Here is a 26,935-nt window from a genome sequence, read left to right as displayed (position 1 = left end):
GATAACTCGCTACAGAATTTACCACCTGAAGCATTAGAACGACTTGAAGAATTCAAAGAATTTATCCGCCTTAAATATGCCAAAAAACCTGCTACTGATAAATAGCAGGTTTCTCTTTGTAAAATCTTTGAACAAACATAAGCAATCCTCTACCCCGGCCTAAACCGAGATAGAGGATTTTTCCATCACATGACACCAATGGCACGTACTATAGCCGATACTCAAAAACACAGGCTTGTCTTCGCGTTTGGCGTTCCGATTAATAGATCCTACTAAAAGCTTATAAGAGATTTTGGTAGTTTATATTGGATCATATCAGGTAAAACTATATTAGATAAACTACAGGGGGTATGACTGTGAATAATCAGATGTTAATGTGGTCTATATTGGTTCTGCCATGGTTTACTTTGTTTTTTATGAATAAAGAAAGCACAAAGCGTTTTATTCCTGTCGCTCTGTTCTCTGCGCTTACTAGTGTATTAGCTGTAGAAATGGGGGAAAATCTAGGATGGTTTATTTATGGAGAAACAACTTATCCACTAAGGACATCTTTTTATATTATCTTCGGATTAAATTTCGTCACTACTATGTGGCTTTTTTACTTTATTTATGGCCAATTTTTGAAATATATGGTAATTGATATAGTACTAAACTTTGGATTTATATATTTATTTCATGTCTATTTCCTTGGCAATAGGGGACTTTTTCATGAAGTAGGTATAACTCCTTTAATAAATGTATTAATTACTACTATTGATGGTGCTTTAGTATATGGTTATCAAGTGTGGCAAGAAGGTATTTTTGTTTGTTCTGAAAGAACTAAGAAAACAGAGAGAACAAAAAATTCGCGAATCTTACAGCCAGAAGCCGCCAAACCATTAGACCATGAAAAACAAGAGGATGATGAACATTAAAAAAGCAACAAAAAAAGCCGTGCCATTTCTCTTAAAGAAAACATAGCCCAGCTTTCACCTATTAATGTTGATACAGCTCAATAATATTGATCTCAAAATGTTACCTTAGTGTACATGGCACCAATAGCAGGTGCTATAGCCTATGCTAAGAAAAATCGGCTCGTCTTCTTTTTCAGCTTTATCGGATGCTTCTGGCTCCCAAGTATACCAATCTATTGGGTTATAAGCATATGCCAAATATGGCGACTATTTCAAAAATTAAATTTTTATACCTACTCGATTTACGCAGTAATCAGTAATCGTAAATATTATGAAATTTTTAGCTTTTTTGCTTGCGTACTGTAAGTTTATTGGAATTATAACAATGTCAAACATAATGACAAATAGTTTGCTCCACTTCTTTCAACCATTTTTCGATGCCCACATTAACTTATTATTGTACTTGTGCCTTATTTGGGGACGTTGGGGTCAGGCTTGAGTTATATAAAAAATTGATTTATATAATTGTTTGTTTTAATTGATGTTTCATGTTTAAAATAGGTTGGCTATCTGTTGGCCTACATTTGAGGCATAAGCCACTGCCACCGTCATCCCTAGAAGAATAGAAACTTTTGCATATCCCACATCTAGGCGTTACTGGTTTTACATTTTCGTTCATGCTCTCACCTTCTAAAGTTATGTAAACTAATTTCTATATTAATCGTATCCTCTTGCTCACCCTGCGTAAACAGGTCTAATGCATTTTTATACAAAAAATAAGCCTAGTCAAAATTTTGACTAGGTTATTTGCGTTTTCATTAACACTGTATTATGTTAAAACACCCACTCCATTTATAAGAGTAGGTGCCTTGTTTAATATTTAACATTGTTCTCTAAATATTCAGCAGTAAATTTTATAGCTTGATTTGTTAGTCCCTCACATAAATGAGGCGGATTATCCGACTTAAATCCCTGTGGACGTAACTGCTTGCATAACAAGCTACTAAATTTTTGTTCGAATTCTTTTGCAAAACAATAACATAAATCAACTATTTTTTCTGTTTCTAATTTATTTTCCTTTCCAAAAATGCCTATAAACATCAAGGAACCTTCTACCAAACCACACTGTGCACCAAATCCACCAGCGCCATGCATACCAATGGCGGAATTGACTACTCGCTGGTCTAAATTTAAGTCATGTAACTCTGATAATATCTTAAGCATAACTGTTGCGCAATTAATATCTTCTTCCCAATAGTAGCTATGCACTTTCTCCCGAATGTACGCTTCTATAATCATTCCTCACCTCCCACTGAAAAAATTCATTTAAATACAGGTCTTAAAAAACTACGTTCAAAACTGAAAATACAACGAGCTTTTTCTGCAAAATCAAAAGCAACCTTACATTCTTCATCTGTTTTAATTATTTCTCTGTAACTCTCATATTCAGCAAGACTCGGAAAGCTAAATAATGCATAGGCAACATTATTCGCTCCTTCATGTGGCAAAAAGTATCCATGATGAACTCCGCCTAGTTTATTCACAAGTTCTATCCACATCTTTCCGTATTCCTCAAATTCCGCCACTTTGTGAGGATCAATAATATATCTTAAATAAGAAGTAACCATACGTAATCCCCCTTTTTATATATTGAGAATGCTTTGGGGTATTCATATAACAGTATCAATAATAAATGTTGTTGACGTTTCAATTATTCCATCTAATTGCCATACACGATCAAGTATTTTTGTAGTATCCTCCGGCGCTGAAATTCTCGTTTTTACTAACACACACCATTCGCCAGCCAGACGGTGACACTCTTCTATAACGACTCCAGCTATTTCCACATTGGCAATCTCGTTTGCAATTTGAGCGAAATAGCCTCCGTTTATTTTTAAAAATATTAAGCAGCGAATGCATGGTTTAACTTTACGCCAATCAATTAATGCCCTATACCCAGTTATTATCCCCTCCATTTCTAACTTCGCAATTCTTTTATGTATGGCCGGCCTAGACAAATGTAATATTTCAGCAATTTCCTCGTGACTTATCCTTCCATTACGTTCTAATATTTTAACGATCTCCATATCAACACAATCCATAAGCATCCCCTTCAAATTGTATCATATTTAGCTAGTAATTTAACTATAAGTAATATTTATCAATGTTATTTCTACTAATGGTAACTAATTCTTTATATTATTGCTTTATCCTTTAGTAAAAGTGATAAAGTTATAACAAAATAATTAATCTTCATTACGATTCGTAAAAAATCACATAAAACTACTATTATGTTCTTAGTACGACGGGGTCAGGCTTGAGTTATATAAAATTGACTTATTTACTCCCCTTCAACATTAATCGACTGCTGCCAAATTCTTGTTATATTAGCTGGATCAATTTGGAGTACTTTTGCTAACTGTGCCCTTGTCATTAGATTTCTCTCTATCGCTTCATAAATCAGTCGTTTCTGGCCGCTACGATCTGTCGTATTCGACATTTCCCTACCAACTGTTCCGGACCACTTGTTCTTTGGTAGCAATTCTCTTTTACCGAAACCATATTATAGACTCCTCCGAAAATTACACCATTCAAAAACCTCTTCGGGCAACTCAAAAAAATTTTTGAAAAAGTATTGCTACTAAAAAAGAAGCATGCTATATTTATAGTAGCATGCTACAATAAATATATGGGAGGTGCGATTATGCCAGTAATTACAGTGAAAATGGGAAAAGCTTCGGTTGAAAAGAAAAAGGAGTTGATTGAGAAATTAACTTCTGCAGCAACTGAGGTTACCAATATTCCTGCAAGCTCTTATACTGTCTTTATTGATGAGTTTGAGTATGACAGTATTGGTGTCGGCGGTCAGACGTTAGCTGAAAAATTCGCGACTAAGTAAGATATCTAAAACCCCCCCCTCTTCTATCACGAGGGAGGGTTTTAAGTATCTTACCTTATATTGAGAAAAGCTATATAATATATATTACTGTATATTATACATTAAGGAGGAGTCAATATGTCAATTCCACGTCCAGGTAAACCGGTTAGAGGATCACAATCGGGGTCTCCAATTATGGCTCTTTTTGATCTTTTGGGTAGGAGTTGGGCTATGGGTGTCATCTGGAATTTGCAAAATGGCCCCTCAACCTTCAGAGAGCTCCAGGAACGGTGCGAGTCGATCTCACCTTCTATACTGAACGGCCGTATTAAGGATCTGAGGGAAGCTGACATTGTAGAGCGTACGCTTGAAGGTTACCAGTTGACTCAACGAGGTAAGATGCTCATTGAGTTACTTCTCCCGTTTAAGGACTGGTCACTAGTCTGGTCAGAAGAAGTCTTCAACTTTACCAAACACGCTATGTTTAAGAAAGAAGTTAAATGATGCTTTACCCTTGTCGTAAGCACAGTTATCTAAAGCGTTCAACAAAAGACAAGGGGGCGGTGGAAGCGTCTTAAACTCACGACACTTCCACCATCCCCTTGCCATGTGAAAATCGTTGCAAAACAATCAGTAGTCAGTACGGCTTGGCGTTTGGGAGGAACTAATATTCGAACTCCTATTGAAAAGCTTGTCGACCATCCTACCAATCGCTACAGGATTTACCACCTAAAGCATTAGAACGACTTGAAGAATTCAAAGAATTTATCCGCCTTAAATACGCAAAAAAATCTGCTAAAAAGAAATAGCAGGTTTTTTCTTTATCTGTTTATTATGACTCAGTTTTAAATCCACCTTATCCGCTTAGCTAGACTATTGTAGGCGGTCTAGTCAAAAATATGTTGTTTCTCACAAGCTTCTAAAAAGGGCTTTCGTAAAAAATTAGTATCTGAATAGGGATATCTTTGGGCACTCGCTAATTTGATCGCTAAAAATTCACTTGGAGACTTATCACCACATTCATCGAGTATCTGTTCAATCCAATATTTAGCATCATCGCTGCAACACTTATCCTTATAACGTTCTTCAATACTAAAGAGTTCATTCCAGGTTTGCAGTTCTTCCGCCAAAATAACAGGACCAAAAGTAATGCTTATATCGTGCGGGGCTAGATGCGCAATATCAAATGGAATTATAGACTTGGATTGTAAAATGAAGTGCGACAACTAATAAAAACAAAGCTCACAGAGCTAACCTTCGTGTAGAATGAAGTTACCACACACCATTCAACGGAGGTTACCCTATGAATACGGTTACCCTTGGAAAAGTCAGTTTTAAAACCATTTATAACTGGATATATCAAGGTAAGTTTTTTCTAAACGAAAAGGTACTCCGACACAAAGGAAGTCGCCGTCGTCCGCCAGAAAAGCGTGGCAAGTTTGCAGTAGGCCTATCGATTTCTGAACGGCCTGAAGAGGTGAAGGACCGACAGACATTTGGGCATTGGGAGCTTGATTCTATGGTTTCAAGCCGTGGAAAAAATAAAGGTTGCTTTGCTACATTTGTAGAACGAAAAAGCCGTTTGTATACCGTTCTAAAAATGAGTGATCGCTCTTCCCATAGTATGCAAAAAGCAATCGAATATCTCTGTAGCGTCTTACCATTGAAAGCTTTTAAAACTGCAACGACAGACCGGGGTAAAAAGTTTTCCTGCCACGAATCGGTAAAAGAAAAGCTAGGAATTGACATGTATTTCGCAGCCCTTACTGTTCTTGGCAGCGGGGCAGCAATGAAAATTCCAATGGATTGCTCAGAGAGTTTATCCCAAGAAAACCGACCTTTCGCTGGTAAATGAAACGGAACTTATGCACAATCTGTTTCTGATTAATTCAAGACCACGAAAATGTTTAAGCTGGAAATCTGCTATTGAAGTCTTTTTACACGAAGTGTCGCACTTGACTTGACAATTCGCTTTTAAAAAACTTTAAATCAGGTTTAATATTATCTTTTATAATAACCTCATCAAAAGCCTTTGCCTTAAACAGCTTAACCGTCCCACGACCCGAAGAACAATGTGAATTTTTTTAACGTTAGCGTTTTGCCTTTTTTCGGCTTAACTGCTTCCCTTTTTATGAAACTCTAACGTTCAATATATAGTCTTTTTTAAGAATACGGAATGAAAATGGCTTTAACTGCCTTGCTTGTTAAATTAATTAGGTTCCTAAATATTTTTTTATTGACATAGTCTCTTATTAGCAGTATATTTTATTTAGGTACCTAATTGTTTTTCTTGAAAGTGAATACATCTCGATCGCAATGCACTTCAAGGCTGGAGGGAAAAATGCTAATGAACATTCCTGAACTGCAACAAAAATTTAACGGTCAATATAAACTGACACGGCAACGTGAGATCATTTTCCACACCCTTACCGACCATGCGGGTCGTCACCTTAGCGCCGAAGATATTTATAATACTGTCCGTCAACAATATCCAGAAATCGGGTTGGCAACCATATATCGTGCCATGGAATTATTTAACAATTTAGGTATTGTGCAAAAACTTGATTTTGGTGATGGATGTCATCGCTACGAATTATGTGACCACCATTCTCGCCAACATCATCATATGATCTGCATAGTTTGCGGTAAGGTAATTGAAATGGCAGGTTATTTACCAGATAAATTTGAACCTGACATAAGTCACATGAATGATTTTTCAATTTTAGACTACCAATTATATTTTTATGGTTACTGTAAAGAGTGTCAATCCAAGTACCGTAAGTAACGGTACTTGTCATACCAATATGGAGTGTGGTTCCAGTATGGTTAGAACTAATCTTATAACAAAATTAAACAACAAAACAACTGCATCATTGCTGGCAATCCTATCGAATTGTATATTAATTTCCGTGAAATTTTTAATTGCCGGAATCAGCGGCTCTGTGAGTATCCTCTCCGAAGCAATCCATTCCGGAATGGATTTACTGGCTTCTCTTATTGTATTTTTTTCAATCCGCTTATCTGCAGAACCAGCTAACGAATCCTTCCCTTTCGGTTATGGGAAAATCGAAAATATATCTGCTCTTTTAGAGGGAATACTCCTGTTTGCAGCCGCCTTGATAATTATTGCAGAAGCCATCCCCAAAATTATATACCCAGTGGAAACTGCAGAAACTTATCTTGCTATAGGCGTAATGTCTATCTCCACTGTAATTAATTTTTTAATTTCATCCCATTTATATAAAGTGGCAAAAAGCGAAGATTCAATGGCCCTGGCAGCGGATGCCGCGCATCTAAGAACTGACACCTATTCTTCTCTTGGCGTTGCAGTCGGCATCATATTAATGCGAATAACCGGACTTCATATTATTGATCCAATTATCGCGGTCATCGTCGCTATGCTGATTACCAAAGCGGCTTACAATTTGAGTCGAAATGCATTGGTGCAACTCCTTGATGCCAGAATACCGCCAGAACAATGTTTAAAAATTAAAGAAGTTCTGGAAAGATGCCAAGATAAGATCATTAATTATCATGAAATTAAAACAAGAAAAGCAGGAAATAACACGTTCATTAATCTGCACATAACAGTAGATAAGAATTTAACCGTAAAAGAATCCCATGCTTTAGAAGATTTTATCGAATCCGAATTGGAATTAGTAATAAAGAATGCCTACATTAACATACATGTAGACCCATCGTAACAACTCAACTTACCCTAAAGCCTTGAGAGCTGTCATCAAAATCTTTCTTCTCCGTTAATTTGGGAAAGGTTCAAAACAAGGCAGTCAGTTAGCACCGCCTATTCCGTTATCCTTTATTCCCAAGCCTTACGGGAAGGCGCAGTTGAAACAGATTAACTGGCTCCTATCATATAAACCGGCCACTTAATTTCACTCCTCCTTATTTTGTTTTAATTCGGATTCATTATAACAGAAAACATTTCACTGAACTGTCTTGCAGAGGGCTACTTTGCAAATGAAATGTTCAACGGGGTGACACAAACAGCAAAATGAACTTTATTTCTGGAATGTATGAGGGGTATTATGCATCAATTAATAGTCTTCCTTATAGTTGCATTTATATTTAGGCTCCTACATATTTTTGTTGACAAGGAGAATATTTAGCACTATATTTTATTTAGGTTCCTAATTATATTAGTGAATGGGAGGACTCCAAAATGCAAACCGCAACTGCTAATCAATTATATAACGCCCTGTCCCGCTTAAGCCGACACATCCATCGAATGGAGCACTGGATGGCTGGTGATGTATCAGAAGGACAAAAACTGCATAGTGGGCAAATTCGTTTATTATCGCTCATTTCGCAAAACGACGGAGCAAGTCAGAAAGATTTGGCCGAAGAAATGGATGTTCGTCCGTCTTCTATGACAGAGATGTTACTTAGAATGGAACAAACTGGTTTGATTACACGCAAACAAGATGAAAATGATCAGCGTGTCATGCGGATTTTTCTAACGGAAACCGGGAAAAAGGCAGCCGTGCAATCCAGTGTTACCACTCATGATCTAACAACAACAATGTTCAATTGTTTGCTACCAGAAGAACAAACCCAAATGCTCGCTTTCGTGGAAAAAATTAGCGCCAGCATAGAAACCCTAGTCGGATCTGATGCGCATGATACTCATCACCACGGGCACCATGGACAACAGGGACATCATCATCTCTCATTCCATTCAAAAAATCGCGATCCGCATAGCCATTTCTGATATTTCTTGGCTTATACTACTGAGAAACTCCGATATGGGTTACCAAATCAGCGCCATGTGTAAGCAATGCGGAAAATGTCAAAGCGTTTGCCCAGTTGGCGCGATTGTAATAAACAACGGCCAGTATGAGATTATTCCAGAAAGATGCAAATCTTGCGGTGCTTGCGCCTCGGCATGCCCCGTAAGTGCAATAAAACGTTCTGGAATAAATGCGTTCAACAATCTAATCGAAAAGATATTCGGCAAAAAGCATTTACATCGTGCCGGTCATACACAGCAACACTCCCGCATACACATCGACACCGTTAAATGTAACCCGACTTATGTGCTTCCTCTTAAACTAGTTAGCTTCAATGCAGACAGATCAGCCTGCACATATAAGAGCCTTTTCTAAATGCTGATTAAGCGCTTCTTATTTTTTCACTCAGATACTTATCAACGCACCTCCATCGGTTCGCTGATGAGAATTTAAATCATATTTACATCACTAGAAGGAGGCTTGGTAACGTTGAAAACTTATAAAGGAATCCTACTTGCAGAAGGATTGAAATTCAGCATAGTCGTGGCTAGATTCAATGAATTTATTACTAGCAAACTTCTGGCCGGAGCTATTGATGCTCTAGAGCGTCATGGTGTTCCTAAAGCCAACATAGAATTGGCCTGGATTCCAGGAGCTTTTGAGATATCCGTGGTGACAAAAAAATGGTGACAAAAACTAATTATGATGCCGTCATTTGCCTTGGCGCTGTAATCCGTGATGGCACCCCGAATTTCGACTCTATTTGCGCTGAAGTTACAAAAGGAGTTGGTCAGATAAGTCTGGATAGCGGTATTCCCATCATTTTTCCCTATTTCAACAATTAGATTTTTATAAGTCAAATTCCCGATATCTCAAGCCTGCCCCCAAAGTTCCCCCCAAAAAATATATTTTTGCCATATATCTCTCCCCCAATATCGGGTATATCTAATAATATGGTAATTACTTTCCCTATAAAAACAAAAAGCTCCTGCCAATCAACAGGAGCCTGATCCGGGCGAGATCGCCGAGGTAGAGAGCATACGGCACATGTCGTCAATCAGTTTCTCATTTACAACATCCTCATTATTCTCGGAATTGTTCCGAAACCAGTGACGAACCGATATTCTTCATGGCAGTGTGCAGATCTTTTCTTTCATGCGCCGATTCGTTTCGCATACCGGCAATGGCAACTAAATCTTTAACATCAAATTCCAGCAATTGAAACATGTTTTTCGTGTAATCATAATACGACTGAAACAGGCTGGAGTCAGGATTACCCTGATTAAAAACAAGAACCAACTTTTTAGCAACACTTGTTTCCTTGAATTGCGGAGAGAATCGTGGATGGTATTGTGCGAACAACCTGTCGGTGAATATTTTCGCCTGGGCACTCATCTGCCCCATGTAAGTTGGTGAGCCGAGAACAAGAGCATCGGCATGCTCAAGCGCGTCATAGAGTTTCTGCATATCGTCGTTGATAACACATCGCAGCTCCCCATGTTGGCAGCCATAACAACTCTGGCACGGTTTGATATCAAGATCGTTGAAATACCATGATTGGGTTTCGGCGCCTTCTTCTTTCGCACCTTCGAGTATTTTGTTTACTATCCACGCGGTATTACCTTCTTTCCGCGGACTTGCAATAAATCCCATGACTTTCATTTTTTCCTCCTTATATAATAAATTTAGGTTAGTAAAGGCAACCTATAATCCTTTATTAACTGACAAATTATACAAACTAATTGTATAATTTGTTTATAGGTAAAATCTGTCGTTTATCTTCTTGAAATTTTATCTCGTTATCGAAAGACTGACGCCTCTGTCTAACTGCTTACGGATAAGTTGTCTGCATCTTTATTTTCCTTTAAAACAAAGAGTATTGAGCCTTATTATAATACTAAACGCATACACTCTGCATTAGGATGGCTAAGTCCAGAAGAGTTTGAATCACAAAATTCTCAAAAGCCTTAACTTTATGTCCAGTTTTTCTTGACCTTTCCACTATTTGCGAAACTTGCATACCATAAATTTTGTCCTAATTTTTGAGCTTCTCTGTGACGGACATAATTCTTCCAATTTCCAATAGCTTCTAGTGATTCCCAATACGACACCGTTATGCCTATTCCAGCGAAGTAAATATTACTGCATAGTAAGGCGGCTGAGGGGTTTTAGCTATTGCACTCATCGAATCTCTCCTATCATTTTATCCTTTGTTACAAAAAAATTTACTCAATAAATCCTTTTTCACGCATTATGCTTTCATTATCAAATTTCGCCATTCCCGTAAGCATTCTATAGTACCCGATTTTACTATAAAATGGTTCCTTCCCTGGACTTGCATACAAGATAATGTTAATCTTCTGCAAATCTTTGTGAATTTCATCGATAATCAGTCTACCAACTTTTTTCCCCTGATATGTAGGCAAAACAGCAATGTCGTAGATTGCCGCCTGATATGCACCATCGGAAATCGCCCGGCCTACCCCAATCAATAAGTCATTATCAAATACAAATACCACACAGTAACTGTTTTCAAAAGCTTTTCTCGTTAACTCTACAGGATGTGTTGCCAACCCTGCCTCCTGTGATACTCTACAAACCACCTGCCAATCAATATGTTCAATGTTTCTTTGAATTCGATATTGCATTCTTACCTCCTCTTAGTGCATCTGCAAATGATATTTGCCAGCTAATTAGTGATCAGATTTAAGACCAGCGCCACACATAGGAATCAAACAATCAGATGTCTTGCCATTTAATTCACAATACTTTAAATAGGCTGCATAAGTGGCTGCGGTTGTATGTTCACAGTAAACCCCCTTTGCAGCAAGCGCCATTCTCGCTTCCATAATACGATTTTCTGGGGCTGCAATCATTTCGATATTGTACTTGTAGGTATATTCCAAAATTTCTTCACCACGCATGGGTACACCGATGGCAATTCCCTCTGCCATTGTCGAGGTAGGGGTTACAGAAGCTGGATGCTTTTCTCCAGCAAGCACTGCTTTTATAAATGGATCACAGTTTTCGCTTTGAACCGCTACGATATGCGGCATTTTATCAATTACGGCACTTTCAAGAAGTTCTTCTAAAGCCTTTACAACACCGATAAATAGCGTGCCGTTTCCCAGCGGGACAAAGATGTTCGCAGGAATTCTGTGCAGCTGTTCGTAAACTTCGTAAATGTAAGTTTTGGTGCCTTCATAGAAGAACGGATTATACACATGATTTGCGTAATACTTTCCCTCTGTATCTACTTTTGCTCTACAGGCATCTGCACAGTTATCTCTCGTGCCGGGAACAATATTGACGCGGGCATTATGGGACTTGATCATATCGATCTTCTTTGATGAAGTACCTTCAGGCACAAAAATCTCACATTCAATACCGGTTTTTGCGCAGTAGGCCGCTACGCTATTTCCGGCATTCCCACTACTGTCTTGCACGACAGAATTTACACCAATTGCCTTACAGTGTGCTATCAGTACGGCAGCGCCTCTATCCTTGAAGGATAACGTCGGCATGAAATAATCCATTTTAAGCAGTACATCTTCATTAAATCGAATCACAGGTGTCATACCTTCACCTAGGCTTATTTCCCGCCACTGCTCACCTTCCAAAGGCATGAAAGCACGATAGCGAAAGATGCTCCAAGTATCTTGATCGACTAAAGACAGATCAAACTTTTGGGGCTTATAATCCAGTTTCCAAAGACCTCCACAATCACACTTTGCCTTTCGGGTCGTTACATCTACTGATTCCCCGCATTTTGAACAACTATATTTCATTGTTTATTAACCTCCGCAATCGCTTCAATTTCTACAAGGCATCCAAAGTGAAGCTCACCTACAGGTACAACAATGCGTGCCGGTTTGTGTTCGCCGAAGAATTCTGTATAAACCTTGTCAACACTATCCCATTGGTCAATATCTGATACATATACTCTACACTGGACAATATCAGTACGAGAAAGTCCAGTTGCTTTCAGAACGCGCTCCACATTGGCCAAAGCAAGTCTAGCGTGTGCTTTTATCCCGCCCTCCGGCACTTTCCGAGTATCAGGATCGATAGATAGCTGTCCAGATATATACAACATTCCATTTGAAATAATCCCGGGCATGTAATGCCCTTTGTTTTCGCCATCATATTGGGATGTTATCTTCTCCATATGCCACGCCTTTCCTATTTTTTTCCCTTACCTCGTCTAAGTAACTGTAAATAGTTACTTTAGATAAGCCCATACTTGCAGCTACTTTATCAATTGCACCTTTTACCAAAAACACCCCCTTTTCATCCATGAAGCGTATGATTTCTATGTTATCTTTTCTTTTTAAGTTACCGACATCTGTATTCTTGATGATATTGTCAATTAGTTCATCTATGATCGTCAGTACATCTTGATTAGGAACACTATCTTCGGTAGAGGTTGTCTCGGGGGTGGATGCGGGCAGAAAATCATTGAGTCTTTCCTGTATTAGATAAGATACAGTCAAGTCATAATTGATACAGAGCATTCCTACTACTTCGCCTTCTGGATTACGAATAAGCGCGGAAGAAGACTTGACTTTTTTTCCATTCTCCGCTTCGAAGACATAGTTCGCGGTACAATCATCTTTAAATTTCTTGTTGAGCAAGACTTGACGGATGAGATGATCAAATGACTGGCCCTCTTTTCGACCGGTTACAGTGCCATTTGCCACATATACTACCGAACTTTTCGGCTGTGTCAAGTCATGGATGACTATTTCACAATTTTTTCCAAATGTCTGTATAAGCATATTTACTACTGGAATATATGCCTTTAAGATTGGATGCACTTTTATATCTCCTAACCATTTTATATTTTTTTATATGTATTAACATTTTATATAATTATTTATATAAATCATACTGTTTTCAGAGCGTCTCGTCAAGCATTTGCATCTTTGCTTTATATTTTGTTGTTGTTTATGTATAATTTTTTATATAATAATCAGTTTGCCGTAAAGTTTAGAAACAAAGAATACCTCAATCCCGATAACATAAGGATTGAGGTATTCTTGCACCGCTTCTTCTTTAAGTAACGTGTCCCAAATTATTGTAACCATTTCAACACCTTCAACTTTTTTCACGTTTTATTATATCATTTAAACGTGAAAAAAGCATAAGATGACTTTTATACAAGGAAGTATCAACTATCTTGATTTAGATGAACATATTGACAATATATTACTACAAGATCCGTTTCTCCCCATACCATTATTACCGAAAGATTGGAATGGCAATCAGATTCTCAAGCTATTGACCAATCTGCATGATTTAATTGGTAATAAGCTCCGTCAAAACAGTCGATATTACAAGTTCATAAAAAAATAGAATATACTCCACCGTTTTCCTAGAAAGGGATTTGAGGCCAGCTACGCTGCATCTCCAATCGGAGTAGCAAACTACCAGGGACGATGGGGTCAGGCTCTCCCCCAATATCGGGTATATCTAATAATATGGTAATTACTTTCCTATAAAAACAAAAAGCTCCTGCCAAACTAATACAAAATTCAGAAGCTCTTGACATTGCTCATTCGTTTCCTCTACCATTTCTAGCGTCTGCTTATCAATCATAATTTTTTCTGGTACAAAACCTTATAAAAATCATTATCAAGCTTCCGACCTACTTGATGTTTAATTGGCAGCAAGTACAGCGTTTACAAAATCGGCTACATTACAAAACCAAATCATATGCTCAGAACCTGGCCCCCAGTAGTCTTTTATCGCTTTATAGGGGGCACCAAATTTTCTTAACCATTTCTCTTGGGCACGCCTGTAACCGCTATCTAAACAAAATTGATCAATCCCTTGTTTAGAAAGCTTCTCTGCCATAGCAGCGATTAAAGCTGAGCCAACACCTTGGCCCTGATAACGCGGCAGGATGTAAAGGCTGCCCAGTTCACCTACACTATGACACCTTTTCTCCGTGCATTCTCTGATATGCTCACCACATGGTCCAAACGAGATTGTGCCAACAACAATCTCTTCTAGTTTAGCAACTAGGAAATCTATATCTAAGTTTGGCTGAGCAATAGCTGCATCCAACAAACGCTTCTTCTGCATAATTTCACTATTAATAAATTTTTGTTCAGAGCCTAGTCCCTCTTTTTCAAAGGCATCGGCAATTGCTGTTTCAAAAACCTGATATGCTAATATTACATCATCTCGCGTAGGCCTCACGATGTATAAATTATTGATCATAATATCTCCCTTCCAAAAAATCGGCACTTCATCCCATCAATTTCATTGTGAACACTGTTATCGTCGATCTGTTCTACCATGGGAAAAGCTGCTACGCTCTCCATATACCACCTTGTCAATAGTTATAGTAAATACTGTATTTTAAATAACGGATATTCCATTTCATCTTTCATACGAACAAATCCGTATTTCTGATATACTAGTCGCCCCATCTCTGTGGCTTCTAGCGATATTTTCTTGATACCACGATTTATTGCTTCTTGGATTAATAAATCTAATGTCTTACTAGCAATACCACTTCTTCTATACTCAAGTCTTGTATACATATTCATGATATACGCATTTTTTCCACTTGGATTGCTATATGTTGGCATAACTCCGTAAAAACTTATGCCTCCGCAACCTGCAAAATTATCACCATCACATACTAAATATGCTACGTGAGCGTCTTTTTCAAAACAATTTTGATAATATTTATAAGATTCTAGCTCTACTAATGACATATCTACATCATCCGATAGATTATTAGCTGATCGCAAAACTTCTATTCTTGTTTTGGTTAAAATATCAATATCTGCAAAAGTAGCTTTATGAAAAGTTAATTTCATTACAGCGCCCTTCTTTCCAAGTATAATCAAAGCTGTCTACTTTAACCGCTGCTACTTTTTGCATATAGCAACTCGCAAGCTAGCTTTATTTAAAGGATATTCTCGATGATCTTTTTGTATATCCGCAATGTTATTTTTTCAGAATGAACTTTCTCATCGACCTTAACAAAACCACATTTTTCATAAAAGTGGCAATTACGATAGTTTTGAACTGGTGTCTCCAATTCCCACATTTTCACATCTGGATATTTCGTTTCTAAGTACTTTATTGTTTTAGAACCAATACCCCTATTTTGATATTCAGGTATCACCGTCCAAAAATTCCCGTTTCCCTTACTATAAAATGAAAAATTCCCCACTACATGTTCATCTGCAATAATATTATACATGACATCTTAAAATTTTTGTCGTCCTTTGAACTAGAAATACTATGTACAGGCAAAATTGTTAGGCAACGAAGCTTGCAGCCTTCCAACATCGCTGCCACAGCCTTATGATGTCCCTCCAACAATGCACAAGAAGTGACTTTGAAGGTGCCTAAATTAAAAGGTATTCCTTTTTGAACGACAATTATTGAAGCATCGACATCACTGGAAAAAAGCCGGGCGAATTTCAGTTTTCATGGCCAGCACAATCGCATATAGCGCCAACGTAAAAAATAGTATAAATTGACTAGAAGCAGGGAAAAAAGAAAAAATATAGTATTAACAATGAATGACAGTTGTCTCAATCATTTGAGCACTGACTAATTTGAGTATACAATATAGACTCTTTCAAAAGACTGGAGACGATAAACATGGTTAGTTCACTTACAAGAACAGAAGCGCTGAATTTGTTGACAATGTATAACAAAGAATCTTTTCATATCCATCATGGTCTGACCGTAGAAGGCGTTATGAAATGGTATGCAAAGGAACTAGGTTATAATAATGAATCGGACTACTGGGGAACAGTCGGCTTGCTTCATGACATTGATTTTGAACTTTATCCTGAAGAGCATTGCAAAAAAGCTTCAGAACTCTTAAAAGCGGAAAACGTAAGCGAAGAAATGATCTATTCCATCTGCAGCCATGGTTACGGTCTCTGTGTCGACATTGAGCCGAAACACCAGATGGAAAAAATTTTATTTGCCACTGATGAACTAACTGGCTTAATCGGTGCCGCTGCTAAAATGCGCCCCTCCAAAAGCACAATGGATATGGAGCTGTCCAGTCTAAAGAAAAAATTTAAAGATAAAAAATTTGCCGCAGGCTGTTCGCGCGATGTCATAAAAAAAGGTGCAGAAATGCTTGGCTGGGAACTAGATACACTGCTTGAAAAAACACTGCTTGCCATGCGTTCCTGCGAGGAATCAGTAAATAAAGAAATGGAAAAATTCGAGTAAAGCATTTTATTATATATAAAAATGGCAAGACACAGAAATTCTGCGGTCTTGCCGTTTATTCTATTAAATAACCGTTGCATAAGCTGTCCGTTCAATTTCTGACACGTCTAACCGCCGCCCGAGCGGTTTTAAAAATTTCTCCTGATAATAAGAAGGCCCGACATCTTCGATTAGCTTTAGTTTAAAATGTCTTAGAAAATCCGCTACCTCTAACGGGTCAAGTCCAAAATGCCAAATGATGCCATACTTCTCGAGATATCTCACCAGATCTCTTGCCCCTTCAATGTCGGAGTTTTTTTCTACCACACTTTTTAGACGATAGCCGATTGAAGCGAATCGTCAATATACTTGGTGCGACAAACTTGTGAACCATAAATGCCCTTGGTTTTGTTATCACTCATTCTAATCAGCCAATCTCTAATTATTTTGAACTCCGCCAGGAACCGGATAGGCCAATTAAACAGATTTTTGATTACAGGATTGGTAAAAAGCCTGATTTCTTGGGGTTGATACTGTTCAACCAACCGTCCTGCCGCTACGTTAAAGGCGGTTTGCCCGCTTTTTTTATTTGCCACAGCACACACTATCCTTTCTACTCTTAGACTCTAGAATCTAAGTTATGTTTTTAATAGACCTTTCCTATTCTACTACTATCTGAACTTGGTACAAATTTAGGTATAAACCCTTGAATCAATGTATAACTGTCATTAAAAATACGCTTTTCATATGATTTAATCTGCAGCAGTTCTTTCTCTGATAATGCACCATCCTTAAAAAATAATCTTAAGTACTTTGATTGATACTCTGTAGGGTCATGACCTGGAATGACAATTAAATTAGGAATTAATTGATGCAGTCCCACTATATTCTGCACCGATTCGATATAATCCTGAACTAATTCCGGTTGAAGGATTATTGATCTAACTTGTTCTACCGCTAAATGTCGAAGAGTATAGAGTATATCACCACAAAGTAATACCTGATAAGAACCACATTGTATGAACACACTCGAATGTCCAGTAGTATGACCGGGAGTAGGAATCATTACCAAACTATTATCTCCAAAAATATCTTCACATTTAGAAAAATTGTAAAAGGCACCAGAAGAATACGTAACTAACTGCCAATTTCTAATAGGTAAAATTGATTTTGAATATATTTGCGGCACTAGCCCTAAAAATTTTTTATTACGATTTTCCCATTCGATCTTACTTACTATGACTTTCGCATGAGAAAAATATTTTAGCCCCCCGATGTGATCTTCATGGAGGTGGGTCAATATAATCGTACTTATGTCATTACATTCATATCCTAACGCCCTAAGTTGTGCAGGTATCTGTTCTTCAGGTTCTAATATATACTCGTCCTCATCTAAAACAATTTTGGCAACTCCAGTATAGTACCGACTATGCTCGCGAGCTTGTTCCCAACTTATACCTGTATCTACTAATATTGGTCCCCGAATAGGATGTTCTATTAAAAAGCAGTTAATAGGTACCAATATATAATGTTTTTTGTCCGTAGCAAATTTTATGAGCCCCTTTAAACCTGCCCAGCCTTCAAGACCTCCAAAGAATTGACCAAAAGGTACTTTCGTGTAGCCAGTTTGTAATATATGTAATTTCATATCGCCTATCACCCTTCTGAATTGGAATGTAGTTTAAATGAGCTAGAAATATAAGTACTTCAGACTATTCGCAATCCAATAACTCAGATTAGGTTATCACAGTATTGAAGTTTTCATGCTTTTAATGAATGTGACATATCCATGCGTAATAATCAATCTTTATACACCCGTTAGCTCTAATGGATTCGATCTCGCCGGAGCAGTTAAGCAATAAAATAAGCTAATTTATAATTTTTTACATAAATTATACTGTGTTTTATAGATAATTGCCTTCCTATTATTGTTTGAGATTTCATAGCTCAGAGTGCAAAGCAACCTGTTATTTACTCCTCTTAATGTTAAAATTATGTACAATTTTAAAGGCAAGCAAAATATATATATTTACCATAAATTTATCTTGCAGGAAAAAAATTACATTATGAGGAATAAATTAATTAGATTCTTCTATGGAGGGGTTCCAATTGAATATTTTATGGGATTATAAAAGGAAATCCGTTCTCAGAAATTTCAGTATCATATTGTCTATCACAGTTTTACTGCTTGTATCTATACCGACGACAACTAAAGCTGAACCGATGACAACAGAAAACAAAGAAAAAGCCATCGAGTATTACAATAATGGATCCGCCAATTTCAAATTAAAACAATACGAACAGGCTATTTTATCTTTAGACAAAGCCATTGCACTTAATCCAGATTACGATGAGGCATATGGTTTACGCGGTTTGGCTCATGAGCGCTTAAGACAGTATGCACAGGCTATTTCTGACTTCAGCAAAACAATAAACTTTGCTCCCAAGCAAGCCGGAAGATATTATCTACGCGGTAGAGCTTATTTTTTATCTAATCAAGACGGATTAGCCATTGCTGATCTTTCCAATGCCATCTCTATTAATCCTCATATGGACGAAGCTTACTTTTTACGAGGCATCATCAACCAATGCTTAAAACAATTTGAACAAGCCCTCAACGATTTTGATAAAGCCATTGCCATAAATCCAACCCAAGCTATTACCTATTTTAGGCGTGGTCAAACCTATAATGAATTAAAGCAATATCAGCAAGCCATTGCCGATTTTGACCAGTCAATTGCTCTTAGTCCTCAAAATGCAGAAGCGTATTTCGAACGCAGTCTATCCTATTCAGGCATAAAACAATATGAAAAAGCTATTGATGACTGCAATAAAACCATTGCCATTAATCCTAATCATATAAGAGCCTACGGACTTAAAGGAGGTACTTTGCAACTACTCGGCCATAAACAAGAGGCAATTGATGCGTTCAGGCAATGCCTTCGGATTGGAGACAATCCCGTAGTTGTCGCCATTGCCAAAAAAGCACTTATCGAACTTGGCTTCACAGCGGAGACATCGACAATAACAAATCGCGCACCAATGTCAGCGGAAGAGTATCTCAAAAACGGCATGGATAATATGAAATCCGGGCAATATGAGCAAGCTATCGAAAACTATAATAAGGCTATTACCACTAGTACCAATGACACGACTACAGCAATAAGTTATTTTGGCCGCGGCTATGTTTACTACCAGTTAAAAAGATATGAACAAGCTCTCACTGATTTTGATAAGGCGATTGCCGCTAAAAATAATGATGCCATGACTTACAACTTTCGTGCCAAAACCTATATGGAGTTAAAACAATATAGTGAGGCCATAAATGACTTCTACCAAGCAGCAACCTTAGATCCCAGTCGCGCGGTAACGTATTATATAAACGCTGCTTTTGCTCACCTTTTTTTAAAACAATATGAAGAAGCGGTGACTGACTTTGATAAAATCATTGCGCTCGATCCTCAACAAGAAGATGTTTATTACTATAAAGCCAAAACATTAATGGAGAACCTTAAACGCCCACAGGAAGCTATCGATGCCTTTCACCAATACCTCCAGCATGGAACTAAACCAGCATGGATTGCCGATGCTAAAACCCAGCTCAACAAACTTGGAGTTGAGCCTTGATCTTTATTATAAATTGTGTTGACACCAAAAAGTAAGAAGGCAAAGCTCAGAATTCCTGAAGCCTTGCCTTTTCTATTTAGATGGTGCGCCCGGAGGAACGAACTCGCCCTTGCCCTGCAAGACGCGTTCATTTGCACGTACTATAGCCGACACTCAAAAGCACAGAATCCTTGCATCCCTAACTTTCTTGATATATTTACTTCCATACAATAACTGCAGCTTCACCTACAATTACATGCCATTAAAAAACGCAGTTTTTAGGCTCTGATCCCATACGTTATATGTCTTTGCTTCTCTTCTTATCTACTTCCATAACATGCCACGCGGTATAATCGAATTGAAAAATGGCATTAGTCAATAATTTGACCAATGTCATTTAAAGCATAAGTCAGAATCAGTCTGAATCCATTGAAACATCAATAATATAATTATGCTTCTATTTTTCTAGCGATTATGCTATATACCGCATGTTGGTGGGGTATACCGGCCGAGTTGCAGTCTATAATTTGCTCTTCACACCGAAGTATCTCCCAGTCGTGGTAATACCTAGCTAAATCACCAGATAGATAGAAAAGCTCACCCTTTTCCCAGTCAGGAGCAACCTTAACAAACGGCTTTTCAACAAAGATCAAATGTGCGTTAAGTCCACCAACTCGTGTATGTCGCTTATATTTTTCAAAATGATTTTGCCGTTGATCCAATGGCAGAAATTGAAGTGAACCATGAGAATAAATTACGTCATAAGAAGCCTTGAGTTCATATCCGATCATATCGGTATGAAGAATATTAACCTCATAGCCTGATAACTGACTATATTGCCTGATTTTTTCTATACCAGGAGTTGAGATTTCCAACGCATCTACCTGAAAACCGCATTTGGCAAAATAAATGGCATCACGCCCTTCTCCGCTACCAATATCTAATAAACGTTTGTTGGCTACATCTTGCATGATCTCTACAATTTGCTCAGCAAGCAAAGAATGCTGTAGTCCCCAATAATATTCCTGCTTTTTATATTCCCCATCATACGGGCTTGTTTTTTCCATTATGCTCCCCCCTGTCAGTAAACGATCAATTGATACCCCGAGCGTCTTTGCTAAGAGCGGCAGCAATGAGGTATCTGGCAAAGCATTACCTTTTTCCCATTTAGAAACTGCTTGCGGAGTGACATTCAAAATGAAGCTAATTTGTTCTTGCGTATATCCTCTTTCTTTTCGCAATAAGGCAATACGTTGCCCAATCTCGTTATCGTTAAGCATAATTTCTCTTCCCTTTCCAATAATATCAGCACTGACAATGTCATTGTATCTTTGTCTATTGTTAAAGTCCACCAAACAGTAGTTGCAAACACATCTAGAGAATTCAACTAGGAGTTGAATTATTACCATAAACCGTAAAAAAAGGAATCCCCCCTCATTTTACAAGGCGGATGATCCCTTTTCATTGTTACAATATTGCAGTTCTGTCCCGACTAATCTTAAGCGGAAAGTATTTCTTTAATGTACATAGCACCAATGACCTGCAAGAACTCATTATCAGCTAACAAGAATTCAATACTGCCTATTTATCTAAAATCCCATTGCATGTTTTACAATTATCATTTTTTCTGTGGAGGTCAGCTTCTCCAGAAGTTTAAATGCTACTTCTGGAGCGGTTTCAGGACAATAGGAGGTAATAATGTTTTTATCCACGACGATAGGCTCATTTACCACATCAACATCAAATTCTTTCAACTGCTTTTGACGGTATGCGTCCCGCAAATGATAGGTCGTGGCTTTTCGTCCTGTTAACACCCCGCTTTTACCCAAGGGCAGCGCCGCTACGCAAATTGCAGCAATTATTTTGCCTTGTTTATCAAACTCACGGATAAGATTCAAAAATCGTTCATCGTAGGCTTCTTCGTAAAATCCAAATTCCTCAAAACCTCCCGGAATTGCCAACGCATCATAATCGTCAACATTTATTTCATCAATTATTTTATCAACGATGACTGTAATGCTAAAAGTGCTTGTTACCTCTTTTTGAAAACCGCAGGTGATAACCGGCACACCATAGCCATAGTCGGTTCGTGCCCATCCCATGATATCAACAAAAGCGCTGAATTCCATGGTTTCAAATCCTTTCGCCACAAACAATAATATTTTCATTGAACCTCCTCTGTTCATAAAGGATAAATCTTAAGTTACAATTACTATAATTAAATACAACTATTTCAAACAATAACAACTTCCTGCCTACAACATCTGTAAAAGAGTAATACTCATTTTACGGTTCTACCACCTTCTTTCTGTTATGGAAATATGTATGCTTTCATAGTATCATATAGTTAAACTAGCGTAAAATTGAATATTTTAAATAAAACGTTCTATTATTTCGAATTCGCAAGGAGAATAAAGCATGGATTTACGCCAACTAAGAACCTTCCTCTGCATTGCAAAAATGGGCAGCTTTATACAAGCTGCCACTCATCTTGGGTATACGCCATCTACAGTAACCACACATATAAAAAACCTGGAAAGTCACCTAGGTATTAAACTCTTCGACCGCTTAGGTCATAAAATCAATCTAACTTCTGAAGGCAGAACCTTTAAAACCTATGCAGAAAAAATCATTAAACTTGCTGATGAAGCGAAGGAAGCGGTCACACCCTCAAGCACTCCTCATGGAACTATAATACTTGGGACAGCCGAATCACTCAGTACTTATAGAATTCCAACACTATTACAAACTTATCGTCATGAGTACGATAAAGTAGAACTTGTTCTAAAATTTGAGAATTGCAGTAAAATCCGCGATTGTATTCGAAATAATGAGTTAGATATTGCCCTAATCATTAACCGCAAGATTGAAGAGCCAGATTTTATAGTAAAATGTTTGTCGCTTGAACCAATGCTTTTTATTACCGCCCCAAATCATCCCTTTGCTAAAAAAATAATTTCACCACAGAACCTGAGTGAAACATGTCTAATTTTAACCGAACCAGGTTGCAGCTATCGGGCAACAATTGAAACCCTGCTTGATAAAGCCAATGTCCGACCTCGCACCAGCATGGAAGTAAATAGTATAGAGTCTATTAAACAGTTAGTTATGCTGGGCTTAGGTATTTCAATGCTCCCTCGTTTTACTGTTGAAAAAGAACTTCAAAATAACCAACTGGCTGTGGCAGAACCCCATCTACCTCTTCCACTATACATGACGCAACTAATCTACCATAAAAACAAGTGGCTTTCGCCTGCACTACGTGCCTTTATTAAGACAGTTGACCAAACTTTTATTAACTCCTATTTCTAGCAAAAAATTCATAAAATAAGCCTCAACCCGCCTTATAAACTGTCGTAATTAATTGGGTTTATTATATTATATTCTGATAGTAGTGCCATTTTAATAATATCAACCGGATGTAAATTTTATCCCCCCCTCATTCAAGGACAACCTCTGTCAATTCATTGACGAAGGCTGCCCTTTTATTTTGCCATGAATTAAGTTTACAACTTTACACAGAAAGGTATTGACCAAATACACATGTTTTGTCATAATAGATAGCAGATTACGATTCACTATAAATAATGTAAATTCATCTCATTATTCCGACATCATTCATCATTTCTATTTAACACCGATATTTTAAGGAGGATATGTAAAAATGAAACAAACAAATTTCCGATGGTGCTTGGCAGTCTTAATGTTTCTGATTGGATTTATTTCTTATATGGATCGGGTAAATCTTTCGGTAGCTACCCCCGCTATTATGGGCGAATTCGCCTTTACTAAAATCGATATGGGCTTTATGCAAACCGCCTTTTTTGTTGGATATTCTGCCATGCAAATCCCGGGCGGAATTATGGCTGAACTTCTCGGTCACCGCATCGTAGTCACTGCCTCTGTGGCCTGGTGGTCACTCTTTACCGTTTTAACTGCCACGACCACTTCCTTTACCAGCTTCGCTGTTGTCCGTTGCTTATTCGGTCTTGGAGAAGGACCAGTTTACCCAGCTATGGCCAACTGTATCTCTCGTTGGTTTCACCGCGCTGAAAAAGGCTTTGCATCCTCGTTTATGCTAAGTGGTGCTTTTATTGGTCCCGTTTTCGGTCCCGCTATCACTGTATTCCTGATGCTAGCTTTTGGCTGGCGATCAGTTTTTGTTATTTTCGGTGCAGTTGGAGCTTTAATCGCTTTTGCGTGGTATTTTCTCGCTGCCTCCTCCCCGTGCGACAGTCGTTTTGTCAATGCAACTGAACTAGCTCACATTGAAGGGGCGGATAATACAAGGGAGAAAAAAAAGGAACTGGCTCCTTGGCGGAATTTTATGACCTCTCCTCAATTTTGGGCCATAGGAATTCAATACTTCATTACTGACTATATCATGTACGTTTTCCTGGCTTGGCTGCCGCTCTATCTGATGGAAGCCCAACAATTCTCCTTGCAAAAGATGGGCATGGCAGCCGCCTTTCCCTGGGCCGCCATCTGTATTGTAACATTTGCCGCTGCCTTTATTAGTGACAAACTCGTAGCAACAGGATTACCCAAACACAAAGCCCGCACTTGGATGGGAGCCTCCGGTTTAGCCAGTTGCTTTATCGCGCTTTATCTTGGCGCCATGGCTTCCACGCCCTGGCTCAATGTCTTTTGGCTAACTATTTCCCTCGGTTCACTTGGATTAACTTTTAGCGCTTCCTGGGCTGCCTGTACCGATATTGGTGGCAAATTTGCCGGTTCTGTTTCAGGCTGGATGAACTTTTGTGGAAATGTCGGCGGCGTACTAGCACCTATCTTTACTGCTTGGATTGCTACGAATTATGGCTGGCAGTCAGCAATCGTCTTCACCGCTTTTACTGCAGTCATCGGCATTGCCGCCTGGTTTGCTGTAAAACCAGACACAGAAATTGCCCCAAGCAACTCTCCGATGATAAGTGAAGCTGCTGCTGAATCCAGATAAAGTACCGGAGAAATAGATGTAATTTAGACACCACTAGTAGCCTCGCATATTTTTGCGAGGCTGCCTTTTTTTGCACAAATTCACCTGCGAATTTTGTCCGCCAGTCCAGATTGCACTTTGAAAATGTCCGTGGGTTCAATGGTAATTACCACAAATTCGGATCAAAGTGATCTCTGGACTTGTTGATGCCAAACTGCTGCTAACTACACAAGCGGAGCTGTTGAAAATAATCACAGGTTGAGGAAAATTTTAAGATAACGCGTTCTATAATTTATCTATAGTGTCGTTTAAATCATCAAAAATCTTCTTATCACCTGCTTCAACAGCAAGTTGATGGGCTAGTATTTTGGGCAGAGCATCACGATTTTCCTTAGTAACAATGATGAGCTTCACATTTAGATGATTTCGGATTCGATCAGTCCAACCTTTGCTTGCCAGTTTTATAACACCAAAAACCGGTATATTGCCATCCAGAGTATCAATTACTTCCTTTTGAAAAACAAGAGCGTCCTGTTCTAGGCTGCCACATTCATCCATCAAAATCAAGTTTGAACTGGCTCTGGCAGACCTGATCAGTTCAACTCCGTAAGTGTTAAATTTCCTCGTTAAAACCTGGGGTGGCTTATCTTCAAAAAAACGTGCAACAGCATTTTCTTTCCTGAAAATCTTTGGTTCAGTGGCAGAATTCATATATAACAGTTTGTCAGGTAATTCCCGGTCAGGACCGAAGTAGGTTTTAAAGCCCCCCGGAGGGATTTTCAATAGGGAAAGGGTTTTGGCGATTACCGTGCTTTTCCCAACTTGTATTTCACCTGTCAGAAATATATGCATTTATTTACAGATCCCCTTTGATTTTGAATATGCCCATTGATTTCATTATCTACTCTCATCACTTTTTAAAGGCAACCTTTTGCCCAGCAGTAGCTATTTTCAATTTTTCGGCACCGGCTGCAATTCTTAAGGCGCGGAGATTGTCTTTAATTATAAATCCAGAGAGATCTCCAATCCCATAATTGAAAAGCACGGGAGCAAGGGGAGTTCCGGGACCGACCACGGTAATCAATTTGGCGTTTTTTGACAGTTCGAGGAGCCTTGGCAGGGTCTTGTCCACAATGGAGGTACAAGTTAGATACACATAGTCACATTCAGGAAGCAGAAATTCACAGGCAGACATAGGATAATCACTATCCTCCGGGTCCCATTCAATGATTGAAAAGTCACAAATCGGCTCGAAGAGGCTTTCAATGTGTGGGAAATGTCCAACAACTGCCACTTTTTTACCCTTTACTTCATTTTGAGACATAATAAATGGATCAAACTTTCTATCCTCTACTCGCTTGCTATCAGAAAACATCACGCCATTATCTCTTGCCACCTGGGGATTGTTGTAATAGGCATTAATTGCAGCTGCGCCAATCGAGGCTTCCATAAAGTTCCATGACTTCACACAAGTTGCAACGTCCCTCAATGGTAATCCAATAAGATTTTTGGTAAACATGGGCATTCTAGTTTCGTAAGGGCGAGAGGAGGCAATGCCAGAACCGCTCCCGCTGCGGATATAGGAATCATGTTTTCCGCAAATAAGCTCATCCGTAATAAAATTTTTCGGGATTCCTTCGATCAAAGCATCATAGATTTCCCACATGTGAAACTCTCC

Annotated in this window: 36 protein-coding genes and 1 pseudogene; 14 read left to right on the top strand and 23 right to left on the bottom strand. The window is 38.4% G+C overall.

From position 1 onward, the window contains the following. Positions 1-159 precede the first annotated feature (159 nt). Positions 160-264, bottom strand: a complete 105-nt coding sequence (locus Ga0466249_RS27895; RefSeq protein WP_376769320.1) for a DUF255 domain-containing protein — start codon at positions 262-264, stop codon at positions 160-162. A gap of 92 nt (positions 265-356) precedes the next feature. On the opposite strand from Ga0466249_RS27895, the gene Ga0466249_RS26805 reads away from it, so the two are divergent. Then, entirely contained in the window at positions 357-914 is a 558-nt protein-coding gene (locus Ga0466249_RS26805; RefSeq protein ID WP_312889824.1) for a hypothetical protein, read from the top strand. Positions 915-1,019: 105 nt separating this feature from the next. Here the strand turns inward: Ga0466249_RS26805 and Ga0466249_RS26800 are convergent, their stop codons facing one another. The 5 genes from Ga0466249_RS26800 to Ga0466249_RS22555 all read right to left on the bottom strand — a co-directional run bounded on the left by Ga0466249_RS26800 (position 1,020) and on the right by Ga0466249_RS22555 (position 3,393). Continuing rightward, positions 1,020-1,151, bottom strand: a complete 132-nt coding sequence (locus Ga0466249_RS26800; RefSeq protein WP_246588976.1) for a DUF255 domain-containing protein — start codon at positions 1,149-1,151, stop codon at positions 1,020-1,022. A gap of 615 nt (positions 1,152-1,766) precedes the next feature. After that, entirely contained in the window at positions 1,767-2,192 is a 426-nt protein-coding gene (locus Ga0466249_RS22570; RefSeq protein ID WP_215831756.1) for a C-GCAxxG-C-C family protein, read from the bottom strand. A gap of 23 nt (positions 2,193-2,215) precedes the next feature. After that, entirely contained in the window at positions 2,216-2,521 is a 306-nt protein-coding gene (locus Ga0466249_RS22565; RefSeq protein WP_215831755.1) for an NIPSNAP family protein, read from the bottom strand. Positions 2,522-2,563: 42 nt separating this feature from the next. Then, the gene (locus Ga0466249_RS22560; protein ID WP_215831754.1) at positions 2,564-2,995 is read right to left on the bottom strand and encodes an Lrp/AsnC family transcriptional regulator; all 432 of its coding nucleotides are present in this window, start codon (positions 2,993-2,995) and stop codon (positions 2,564-2,566) included. A gap of 239 nt (positions 2,996-3,234) precedes the next feature. Continuing rightward, complete coding sequence (locus tag Ga0466249_RS22555) at positions 3,235-3,393, bottom strand: hypothetical protein (protein WP_215831753.1); 159 nt, start codon at positions 3,391-3,393, stop codon at positions 3,235-3,237. Between the two features lie 204 nt (positions 3,394-3,597). Here Ga0466249_RS22555 and dmpI point away from each other — a divergent pair, with 204 nt between their 5' ends. Both dmpI and Ga0466249_RS22545 read left to right on the top strand, forming a co-directional pair. Then, positions 3,598-3,792 (top strand): 4-oxalocrotonate tautomerase DmpI, encoded by a 195-nt coding sequence (gene dmpI, locus Ga0466249_RS22550; RefSeq protein WP_215831752.1) that lies wholly within the window; start codon positions 3,598-3,600, stop codon positions 3,790-3,792. 117 nt (positions 3,793-3,909) lie between these two features. Further along, positions 3,910-4,275 carry a winged helix-turn-helix transcriptional regulator gene (locus tag Ga0466249_RS22545; RefSeq protein ID WP_215831751.1) on the top strand — a complete coding sequence of 122 codons (366 nt, stop codon included), beginning with the start codon at positions 3,910-3,912 and terminating at the stop codon, positions 4,273-4,275. Between the two features lie 383 nt (positions 4,276-4,658). Here the strand turns inward: Ga0466249_RS22545 and Ga0466249_RS22540 are convergent, their stop codons facing one another. Next, positions 4,659-4,901, bottom strand: coding sequence for a hypothetical protein (locus Ga0466249_RS22540; protein WP_215831750.1), 243 nt, complete (start codon positions 4,899-4,901; stop codon positions 4,659-4,661). Positions 4,902-5,074: 173 nt separating this feature from the next. Between Ga0466249_RS22540 and Ga0466249_RS22535 the strand changes: the two genes are divergently transcribed. The 6 genes and pseudogenes from Ga0466249_RS22535 (at position 5,075) to ribH (ending at position 9,364) form a co-directional block, all read left to right on the top strand. Next, on the top strand, positions 5,075-5,626 hold the full coding sequence (locus Ga0466249_RS22535) for an IS30 family transposase (protein ID WP_215831749.1): 552 nt from the start codon (positions 5,075-5,077) through the stop codon (positions 5,624-5,626). Positions 5,627-6,118: 492 nt separating this feature from the next. Then, positions 6,119-6,556 carry a Fur family transcriptional regulator gene (locus Ga0466249_RS22530; protein ID WP_246588975.1) on the top strand — a complete coding sequence of 146 codons (438 nt, stop codon included), beginning with the start codon at positions 6,119-6,121 and terminating at the stop codon, positions 6,554-6,556. 37 nt (positions 6,557-6,593) lie between these two features. Continuing rightward, positions 6,594-7,475, top strand: coding sequence for a cation diffusion facilitator family transporter (locus Ga0466249_RS22525; RefSeq protein WP_215831747.1), 882 nt, complete (start codon positions 6,594-6,596; stop codon positions 7,473-7,475). Positions 7,476-7,951: 476 nt separating this feature from the next. Next, positions 7,952-8,500 carry a MarR family winged helix-turn-helix transcriptional regulator gene (locus Ga0466249_RS22520; RefSeq protein ID WP_215831746.1) on the top strand — a complete coding sequence of 183 codons (549 nt, stop codon included), beginning with the start codon at positions 7,952-7,954 and terminating at the stop codon, positions 8,498-8,500. Continuing rightward, positions 8,403-8,894: a DUF362 domain-containing protein gene (locus tag Ga0466249_RS27605; protein WP_312889822.1), complete on the top strand. Its 492-nt coding sequence runs from the start codon at positions 8,403-8,405 to the stop codon at positions 8,892-8,894. The genes Ga0466249_RS22520 and Ga0466249_RS27605 overlap by 98 nt, the downstream gene beginning before the upstream one ends. A gap of 168 nt (positions 8,895-9,062) precedes the next feature. After that, a pseudogene (ribH, locus tag Ga0466249_RS27890) lies at positions 9,063-9,364 on the top strand (6,7-dimethyl-8-ribityllumazine synthase). 238 nt (positions 9,365-9,602) lie between these two features. On the opposite strand, the gene Ga0466249_RS22505 reads toward ribH, so the two are convergent. The 6 genes from Ga0466249_RS22505 to Ga0466249_RS22480 form a co-directional block, all read right to left on the bottom strand. Continuing rightward, on the bottom strand, positions 9,603-10,181 hold the full coding sequence (locus Ga0466249_RS22505) for a flavodoxin family protein (RefSeq protein WP_215831744.1): 579 nt from the start codon (positions 10,179-10,181) through the stop codon (positions 9,603-9,605). Positions 10,182-10,744: 563 nt separating this feature from the next. Next, entirely contained in the window at positions 10,745-11,167 is a 423-nt protein-coding gene (locus Ga0466249_RS22500) for a GNAT family N-acetyltransferase (protein WP_215831743.1), read from the bottom strand. A gap of 45 nt (positions 11,168-11,212) precedes the next feature. Beyond that, positions 11,213-12,307, bottom strand: a complete 1,095-nt coding sequence (locus Ga0466249_RS22495) for a threonine synthase (protein WP_215831742.1) — start codon at positions 12,305-12,307, stop codon at positions 11,213-11,215. Then, positions 12,304-12,687 (bottom strand): RidA family protein, encoded by a 384-nt coding sequence (locus Ga0466249_RS22490; protein WP_215831741.1) that lies wholly within the window; start codon positions 12,685-12,687, stop codon positions 12,304-12,306. The genes Ga0466249_RS22495 and Ga0466249_RS22490 overlap by 4 nt, the downstream gene beginning before the upstream one ends. Then, positions 12,662-13,336, bottom strand: coding sequence for a helix-turn-helix transcriptional regulator (locus Ga0466249_RS27600; RefSeq protein ID WP_312889821.1), 675 nt, complete (start codon positions 13,334-13,336; stop codon positions 12,662-12,664). The genes Ga0466249_RS22490 and Ga0466249_RS27600 overlap by 26 nt, the downstream gene beginning before the upstream one ends. 144 nt (positions 13,337-13,480) lie before the next feature. Continuing rightward, positions 13,481-13,630 (bottom strand): hypothetical protein, encoded by a 150-nt coding sequence (locus Ga0466249_RS22480; RefSeq protein ID WP_215831740.1) that lies wholly within the window; start codon positions 13,628-13,630, stop codon positions 13,481-13,483. Between the two features lie 37 nt (positions 13,631-13,667). Here Ga0466249_RS22480 and Ga0466249_RS27880 point away from each other — a divergent pair, with 37 nt between their 5' ends. Next, positions 13,668-13,874 (top strand): PaaX family transcriptional regulator C-terminal domain-containing protein, encoded by a 207-nt coding sequence (locus tag Ga0466249_RS27880; protein WP_215831739.1) that lies wholly within the window; start codon positions 13,668-13,670, stop codon positions 13,872-13,874. Between the two features lie 303 nt (positions 13,875-14,177). On the opposite strand, the gene Ga0466249_RS22470 is transcribed toward Ga0466249_RS27880, so the two are convergent. The 3 genes from Ga0466249_RS22470 to Ga0466249_RS27875 all read right to left on the bottom strand — a co-directional run bounded on the left by Ga0466249_RS22470 (position 14,178) and on the right by Ga0466249_RS27875 (position 15,741). After that, positions 14,178-14,744 carry a GNAT family N-acetyltransferase gene (locus Ga0466249_RS22470; RefSeq protein WP_215831738.1) on the bottom strand — a complete coding sequence of 189 codons (567 nt, stop codon included), beginning with the start codon at positions 14,742-14,744 and terminating at the stop codon, positions 14,178-14,180. A gap of 122 nt (positions 14,745-14,866) precedes the next feature. Continuing rightward, positions 14,867-15,352, bottom strand: coding sequence for a GNAT family N-acetyltransferase (locus tag Ga0466249_RS22465; RefSeq protein WP_215831737.1), 486 nt, complete (start codon positions 15,350-15,352; stop codon positions 14,867-14,869). Positions 15,353-15,441: 89 nt separating this feature from the next. Further along, positions 15,442-15,741, bottom strand: a complete 300-nt coding sequence (locus Ga0466249_RS27875; RefSeq protein WP_215831736.1) for a GNAT family N-acetyltransferase — start codon at positions 15,739-15,741, stop codon at positions 15,442-15,444. A gap of 407 nt (positions 15,742-16,148) precedes the next feature. On the opposite strand from Ga0466249_RS27875, the gene Ga0466249_RS22455 reads away from it, so the two are divergent. Beyond that, entirely contained in the window at positions 16,149-16,736 is a 588-nt protein-coding gene (locus tag Ga0466249_RS22455) for a hydrolase (RefSeq protein WP_215831735.1), read from the top strand. Between the two features lie 63 nt (positions 16,737-16,799). On the opposite strand, the gene Ga0466249_RS26780 is transcribed toward Ga0466249_RS22455, so the two are convergent. The 3 genes from Ga0466249_RS26780 to Ga0466249_RS22445 are packed head-to-tail and all read right to left on the bottom strand — an operon-like array spanning position 16,800 to position 18,363. After that, a complete protein-coding gene (locus Ga0466249_RS26780) occupies positions 16,800-17,000 on the bottom strand; it encodes a hypothetical protein (RefSeq protein WP_246588972.1) in 201 nt (66 codons plus the stop codon). A gap of 47 nt (positions 17,001-17,047) precedes the next feature. After that, positions 17,048-17,311 carry a class I SAM-dependent methyltransferase gene (locus tag Ga0466249_RS26775; RefSeq protein WP_246588971.1) on the bottom strand — a complete coding sequence of 88 codons (264 nt, stop codon included), beginning with the start codon at positions 17,309-17,311 and terminating at the stop codon, positions 17,048-17,050. Between the two features lie 50 nt (positions 17,312-17,361). Beyond that, positions 17,362-18,363: an N-acyl homoserine lactonase family protein gene (locus Ga0466249_RS22445; protein ID WP_215831734.1), complete on the bottom strand. Its 1,002-nt coding sequence runs from the start codon at positions 18,361-18,363 to the stop codon at positions 17,362-17,364. 461 nt (positions 18,364-18,824) lie between these two features. Between Ga0466249_RS22445 and Ga0466249_RS22440 the strand changes: the two genes are divergently transcribed. Then, positions 18,825-20,342, top strand: a complete 1,518-nt coding sequence (locus Ga0466249_RS22440) for a tetratricopeptide repeat protein (RefSeq protein WP_215831733.1) — start codon at positions 18,825-18,827, stop codon at positions 20,340-20,342. Between the two features lie 428 nt (positions 20,343-20,770). On the opposite strand, the gene Ga0466249_RS22435 is transcribed toward Ga0466249_RS22440, so the two are convergent. Further along, positions 20,771-21,601, bottom strand: a complete 831-nt coding sequence (locus Ga0466249_RS22435) for a helix-turn-helix domain-containing protein (RefSeq protein ID WP_215831732.1) — start codon at positions 21,599-21,601, stop codon at positions 20,771-20,773. Positions 21,602-21,910: 309 nt separating this feature from the next. Beyond that, positions 21,911-22,489 (bottom strand): DJ-1/PfpI family protein, encoded by a 579-nt coding sequence (locus Ga0466249_RS22430; protein WP_246588970.1) that lies wholly within the window; start codon positions 22,487-22,489, stop codon positions 21,911-21,913. Between the two features lie 250 nt (positions 22,490-22,739). On the opposite strand from Ga0466249_RS22430, the gene Ga0466249_RS22425 reads away from it, so the two are divergent. Both Ga0466249_RS22425 and Ga0466249_RS22420 read left to right on the top strand, forming a co-directional pair. Then, positions 22,740-23,633, top strand: a complete 894-nt coding sequence (locus tag Ga0466249_RS22425) for a LysR family transcriptional regulator (protein ID WP_215831730.1) — start codon at positions 22,740-22,742, stop codon at positions 23,631-23,633. Positions 23,634-23,985: 352 nt separating this feature from the next. Beyond that, complete coding sequence (locus Ga0466249_RS22420; protein ID WP_215831729.1) at positions 23,986-25,278, top strand: MFS transporter; 1,293 nt, start codon at positions 23,986-23,988, stop codon at positions 25,276-25,278. Positions 25,279-25,542: 264 nt separating this feature from the next. Here Ga0466249_RS22420 and Ga0466249_RS22415 read toward each other — a convergent pair whose 3' ends face one another. After that, positions 25,543-26,109: a nucleoside-triphosphatase gene (locus Ga0466249_RS22415; protein WP_215831728.1), complete on the bottom strand. Its 567-nt coding sequence runs from the start codon at positions 26,107-26,109 to the stop codon at positions 25,543-25,545. 58 nt (positions 26,110-26,167) lie between these two features. After that, on the bottom strand, positions 26,168-26,923 hold the full coding sequence (locus Ga0466249_RS22410; protein ID WP_215831727.1) for a DUF364 domain-containing protein: 756 nt from the start codon (positions 26,921-26,923) through the stop codon (positions 26,168-26,170). Positions 26,924-26,935 lie beyond the last annotated feature (12 nt).

The sequence above is a fragment of the Pelorhabdus rhamnosifermentans genome (assembly GCF_018835585.1).
Classification (GTDB): domain Bacteria; phylum Bacillota; class Negativicutes; order UMGS1260; family UMGS1260; genus Pelorhabdus; species Pelorhabdus rhamnosifermentans.
Note: the sequence above shows the minus strand (reverse complement) of the source record. Positions and strands in the feature narration are given on the sequence as shown.

What these genes read in the sequence shown, in the direction of transcription:
- Ga0466249_RS22570 (WP_215831756.1), bottom strand. Translation starts at nt 2,192, where the DNA reads ATGATTATAGAAGCGTACATTCGGGAGAAAGTGCATAGCTACTATTGG.
- Ga0466249_RS22565 (WP_215831755.1), bottom strand. Translation starts at nt 2,521, where the DNA reads ATGGTTACTTCTTATTTAAGATATATTATTGATCCTCACAAAGTGGCG.
- Ga0466249_RS22560 (WP_215831754.1), bottom strand. Translation starts at nt 2,995, where the DNA reads ATGGATTGTGTTGATATGGAGATCGTTAAAATATTAGAACGTAATGGA.
- Ga0466249_RS22555 (WP_215831753.1), bottom strand. Translation starts at nt 3,393, where the DNA reads ATGTCGAATACGACAGATCGTAGCGGCCAGAAACGACTGATTTATGAA.
- dmpI (WP_215831752.1), top strand. Translation starts at nt 3,598, where the DNA reads ATGCCAGTAATTACAGTGAAAATGGGAAAAGCTTCGGTTGAAAAGAAA.
- Ga0466249_RS22545 (WP_215831751.1), top strand. Translation starts at nt 3,910, where the DNA reads ATGTCAATTCCACGTCCAGGTAAACCGGTTAGAGGATCACAATCGGGG.
- Ga0466249_RS22535 (WP_215831749.1), top strand. Translation starts at nt 5,075, where the DNA reads ATGAATACGGTTACCCTTGGAAAAGTCAGTTTTAAAACCATTTATAAC.
- Ga0466249_RS22530 (WP_246588975.1), top strand. Translation starts at nt 6,119, where the DNA reads ATGAACATTCCTGAACTGCAACAAAAATTTAACGGTCAATATAAACTG.
- Ga0466249_RS22525 (WP_215831747.1), top strand. Translation starts at nt 6,594, where the DNA reads ATGGTTAGAACTAATCTTATAACAAAATTAAACAACAAAACAACTGCA.
- Ga0466249_RS22520 (WP_215831746.1), top strand. Translation starts at nt 7,952, where the DNA reads ATGCAAACCGCAACTGCTAATCAATTATATAACGCCCTGTCCCGCTTA.
- Ga0466249_RS27605 (WP_312889822.1), top strand. Translation starts at nt 8,403, where the DNA reads ATGCGCATGATACTCATCACCACGGGCACCATGGACAACAGGGACATC.
- Ga0466249_RS22505 (WP_215831744.1), bottom strand. Translation starts at nt 10,181, where the DNA reads ATGAAAGTCATGGGATTTATTGCAAGTCCGCGGAAAGAAGGTAATACC.
- Ga0466249_RS22500 (WP_215831743.1), bottom strand. Translation starts at nt 11,167, where the DNA reads ATGCAATATCGAATTCAAAGAAACATTGAACATATTGATTGGCAGGTG.
- Ga0466249_RS22495 (WP_215831742.1), bottom strand. Translation starts at nt 12,307, where the DNA reads ATGAAATATAGTTGTTCAAAATGCGGGGAATCAGTAGATGTAACGACC.
- Ga0466249_RS22490 (WP_215831741.1), bottom strand. Translation starts at nt 12,687, where the DNA reads ATGGAGAAGATAACATCCCAATATGATGGCGAAAACAAAGGGCATTAC.
- Ga0466249_RS27880 (WP_215831739.1), top strand. Translation starts at nt 13,668, where the DNA reads ATGACTTTTATACAAGGAAGTATCAACTATCTTGATTTAGATGAACAT.
- Ga0466249_RS22470 (WP_215831738.1), bottom strand. Translation starts at nt 14,744, where the DNA reads ATGATCAATAATTTATACATCGTGAGGCCTACGCGAGATGATGTAATA.
- Ga0466249_RS22465 (WP_215831737.1), bottom strand. Translation starts at nt 15,352, where the DNA reads ATGAAATTAACTTTTCATAAAGCTACTTTTGCAGATATTGATATTTTA.
- Ga0466249_RS27875 (WP_215831736.1), bottom strand. Translation starts at nt 15,741, where the DNA reads ATGTATAATATTATTGCAGATGAACATGTAGTGGGGAATTTTTCATTT.
- Ga0466249_RS22455 (WP_215831735.1), top strand. Translation starts at nt 16,149, where the DNA reads ATGGTTAGTTCACTTACAAGAACAGAAGCGCTGAATTTGTTGACAATG.
- Ga0466249_RS22445 (WP_215831734.1), bottom strand. Translation starts at nt 18,363, where the DNA reads ATGAAATTACATATATTACAAACTGGCTACACGAAAGTACCTTTTGGT.
- Ga0466249_RS22435 (WP_215831732.1), bottom strand. Translation starts at nt 21,601, where the DNA reads ATGCTTAACGATAACGAGATTGGGCAACGTATTGCCTTATTGCGAAAA.
- Ga0466249_RS22430 (WP_246588970.1), bottom strand. Translation starts at nt 22,489, where the DNA reads ATGAAAATATTATTGTTTGTGGCGAAAGGATTTGAAACCATGGAATTC.
- Ga0466249_RS22425 (WP_215831730.1), top strand. Translation starts at nt 22,740, where the DNA reads ATGGATTTACGCCAACTAAGAACCTTCCTCTGCATTGCAAAAATGGGC.
- Ga0466249_RS22420 (WP_215831729.1), top strand. Translation starts at nt 23,986, where the DNA reads ATGAAACAAACAAATTTCCGATGGTGCTTGGCAGTCTTAATGTTTCTG.
- Ga0466249_RS22415 (WP_215831728.1), bottom strand. Translation starts at nt 26,109, where the DNA reads ATGCATATATTTCTGACAGGTGAAATACAAGTTGGGAAAAGCACGGTA.
- Ga0466249_RS22410 (WP_215831727.1), bottom strand. Translation starts at nt 26,923, where the DNA reads ATGTGGGAAATCTATGATGCTTTGATCGAAGGAATCCCGAAAAATTTT.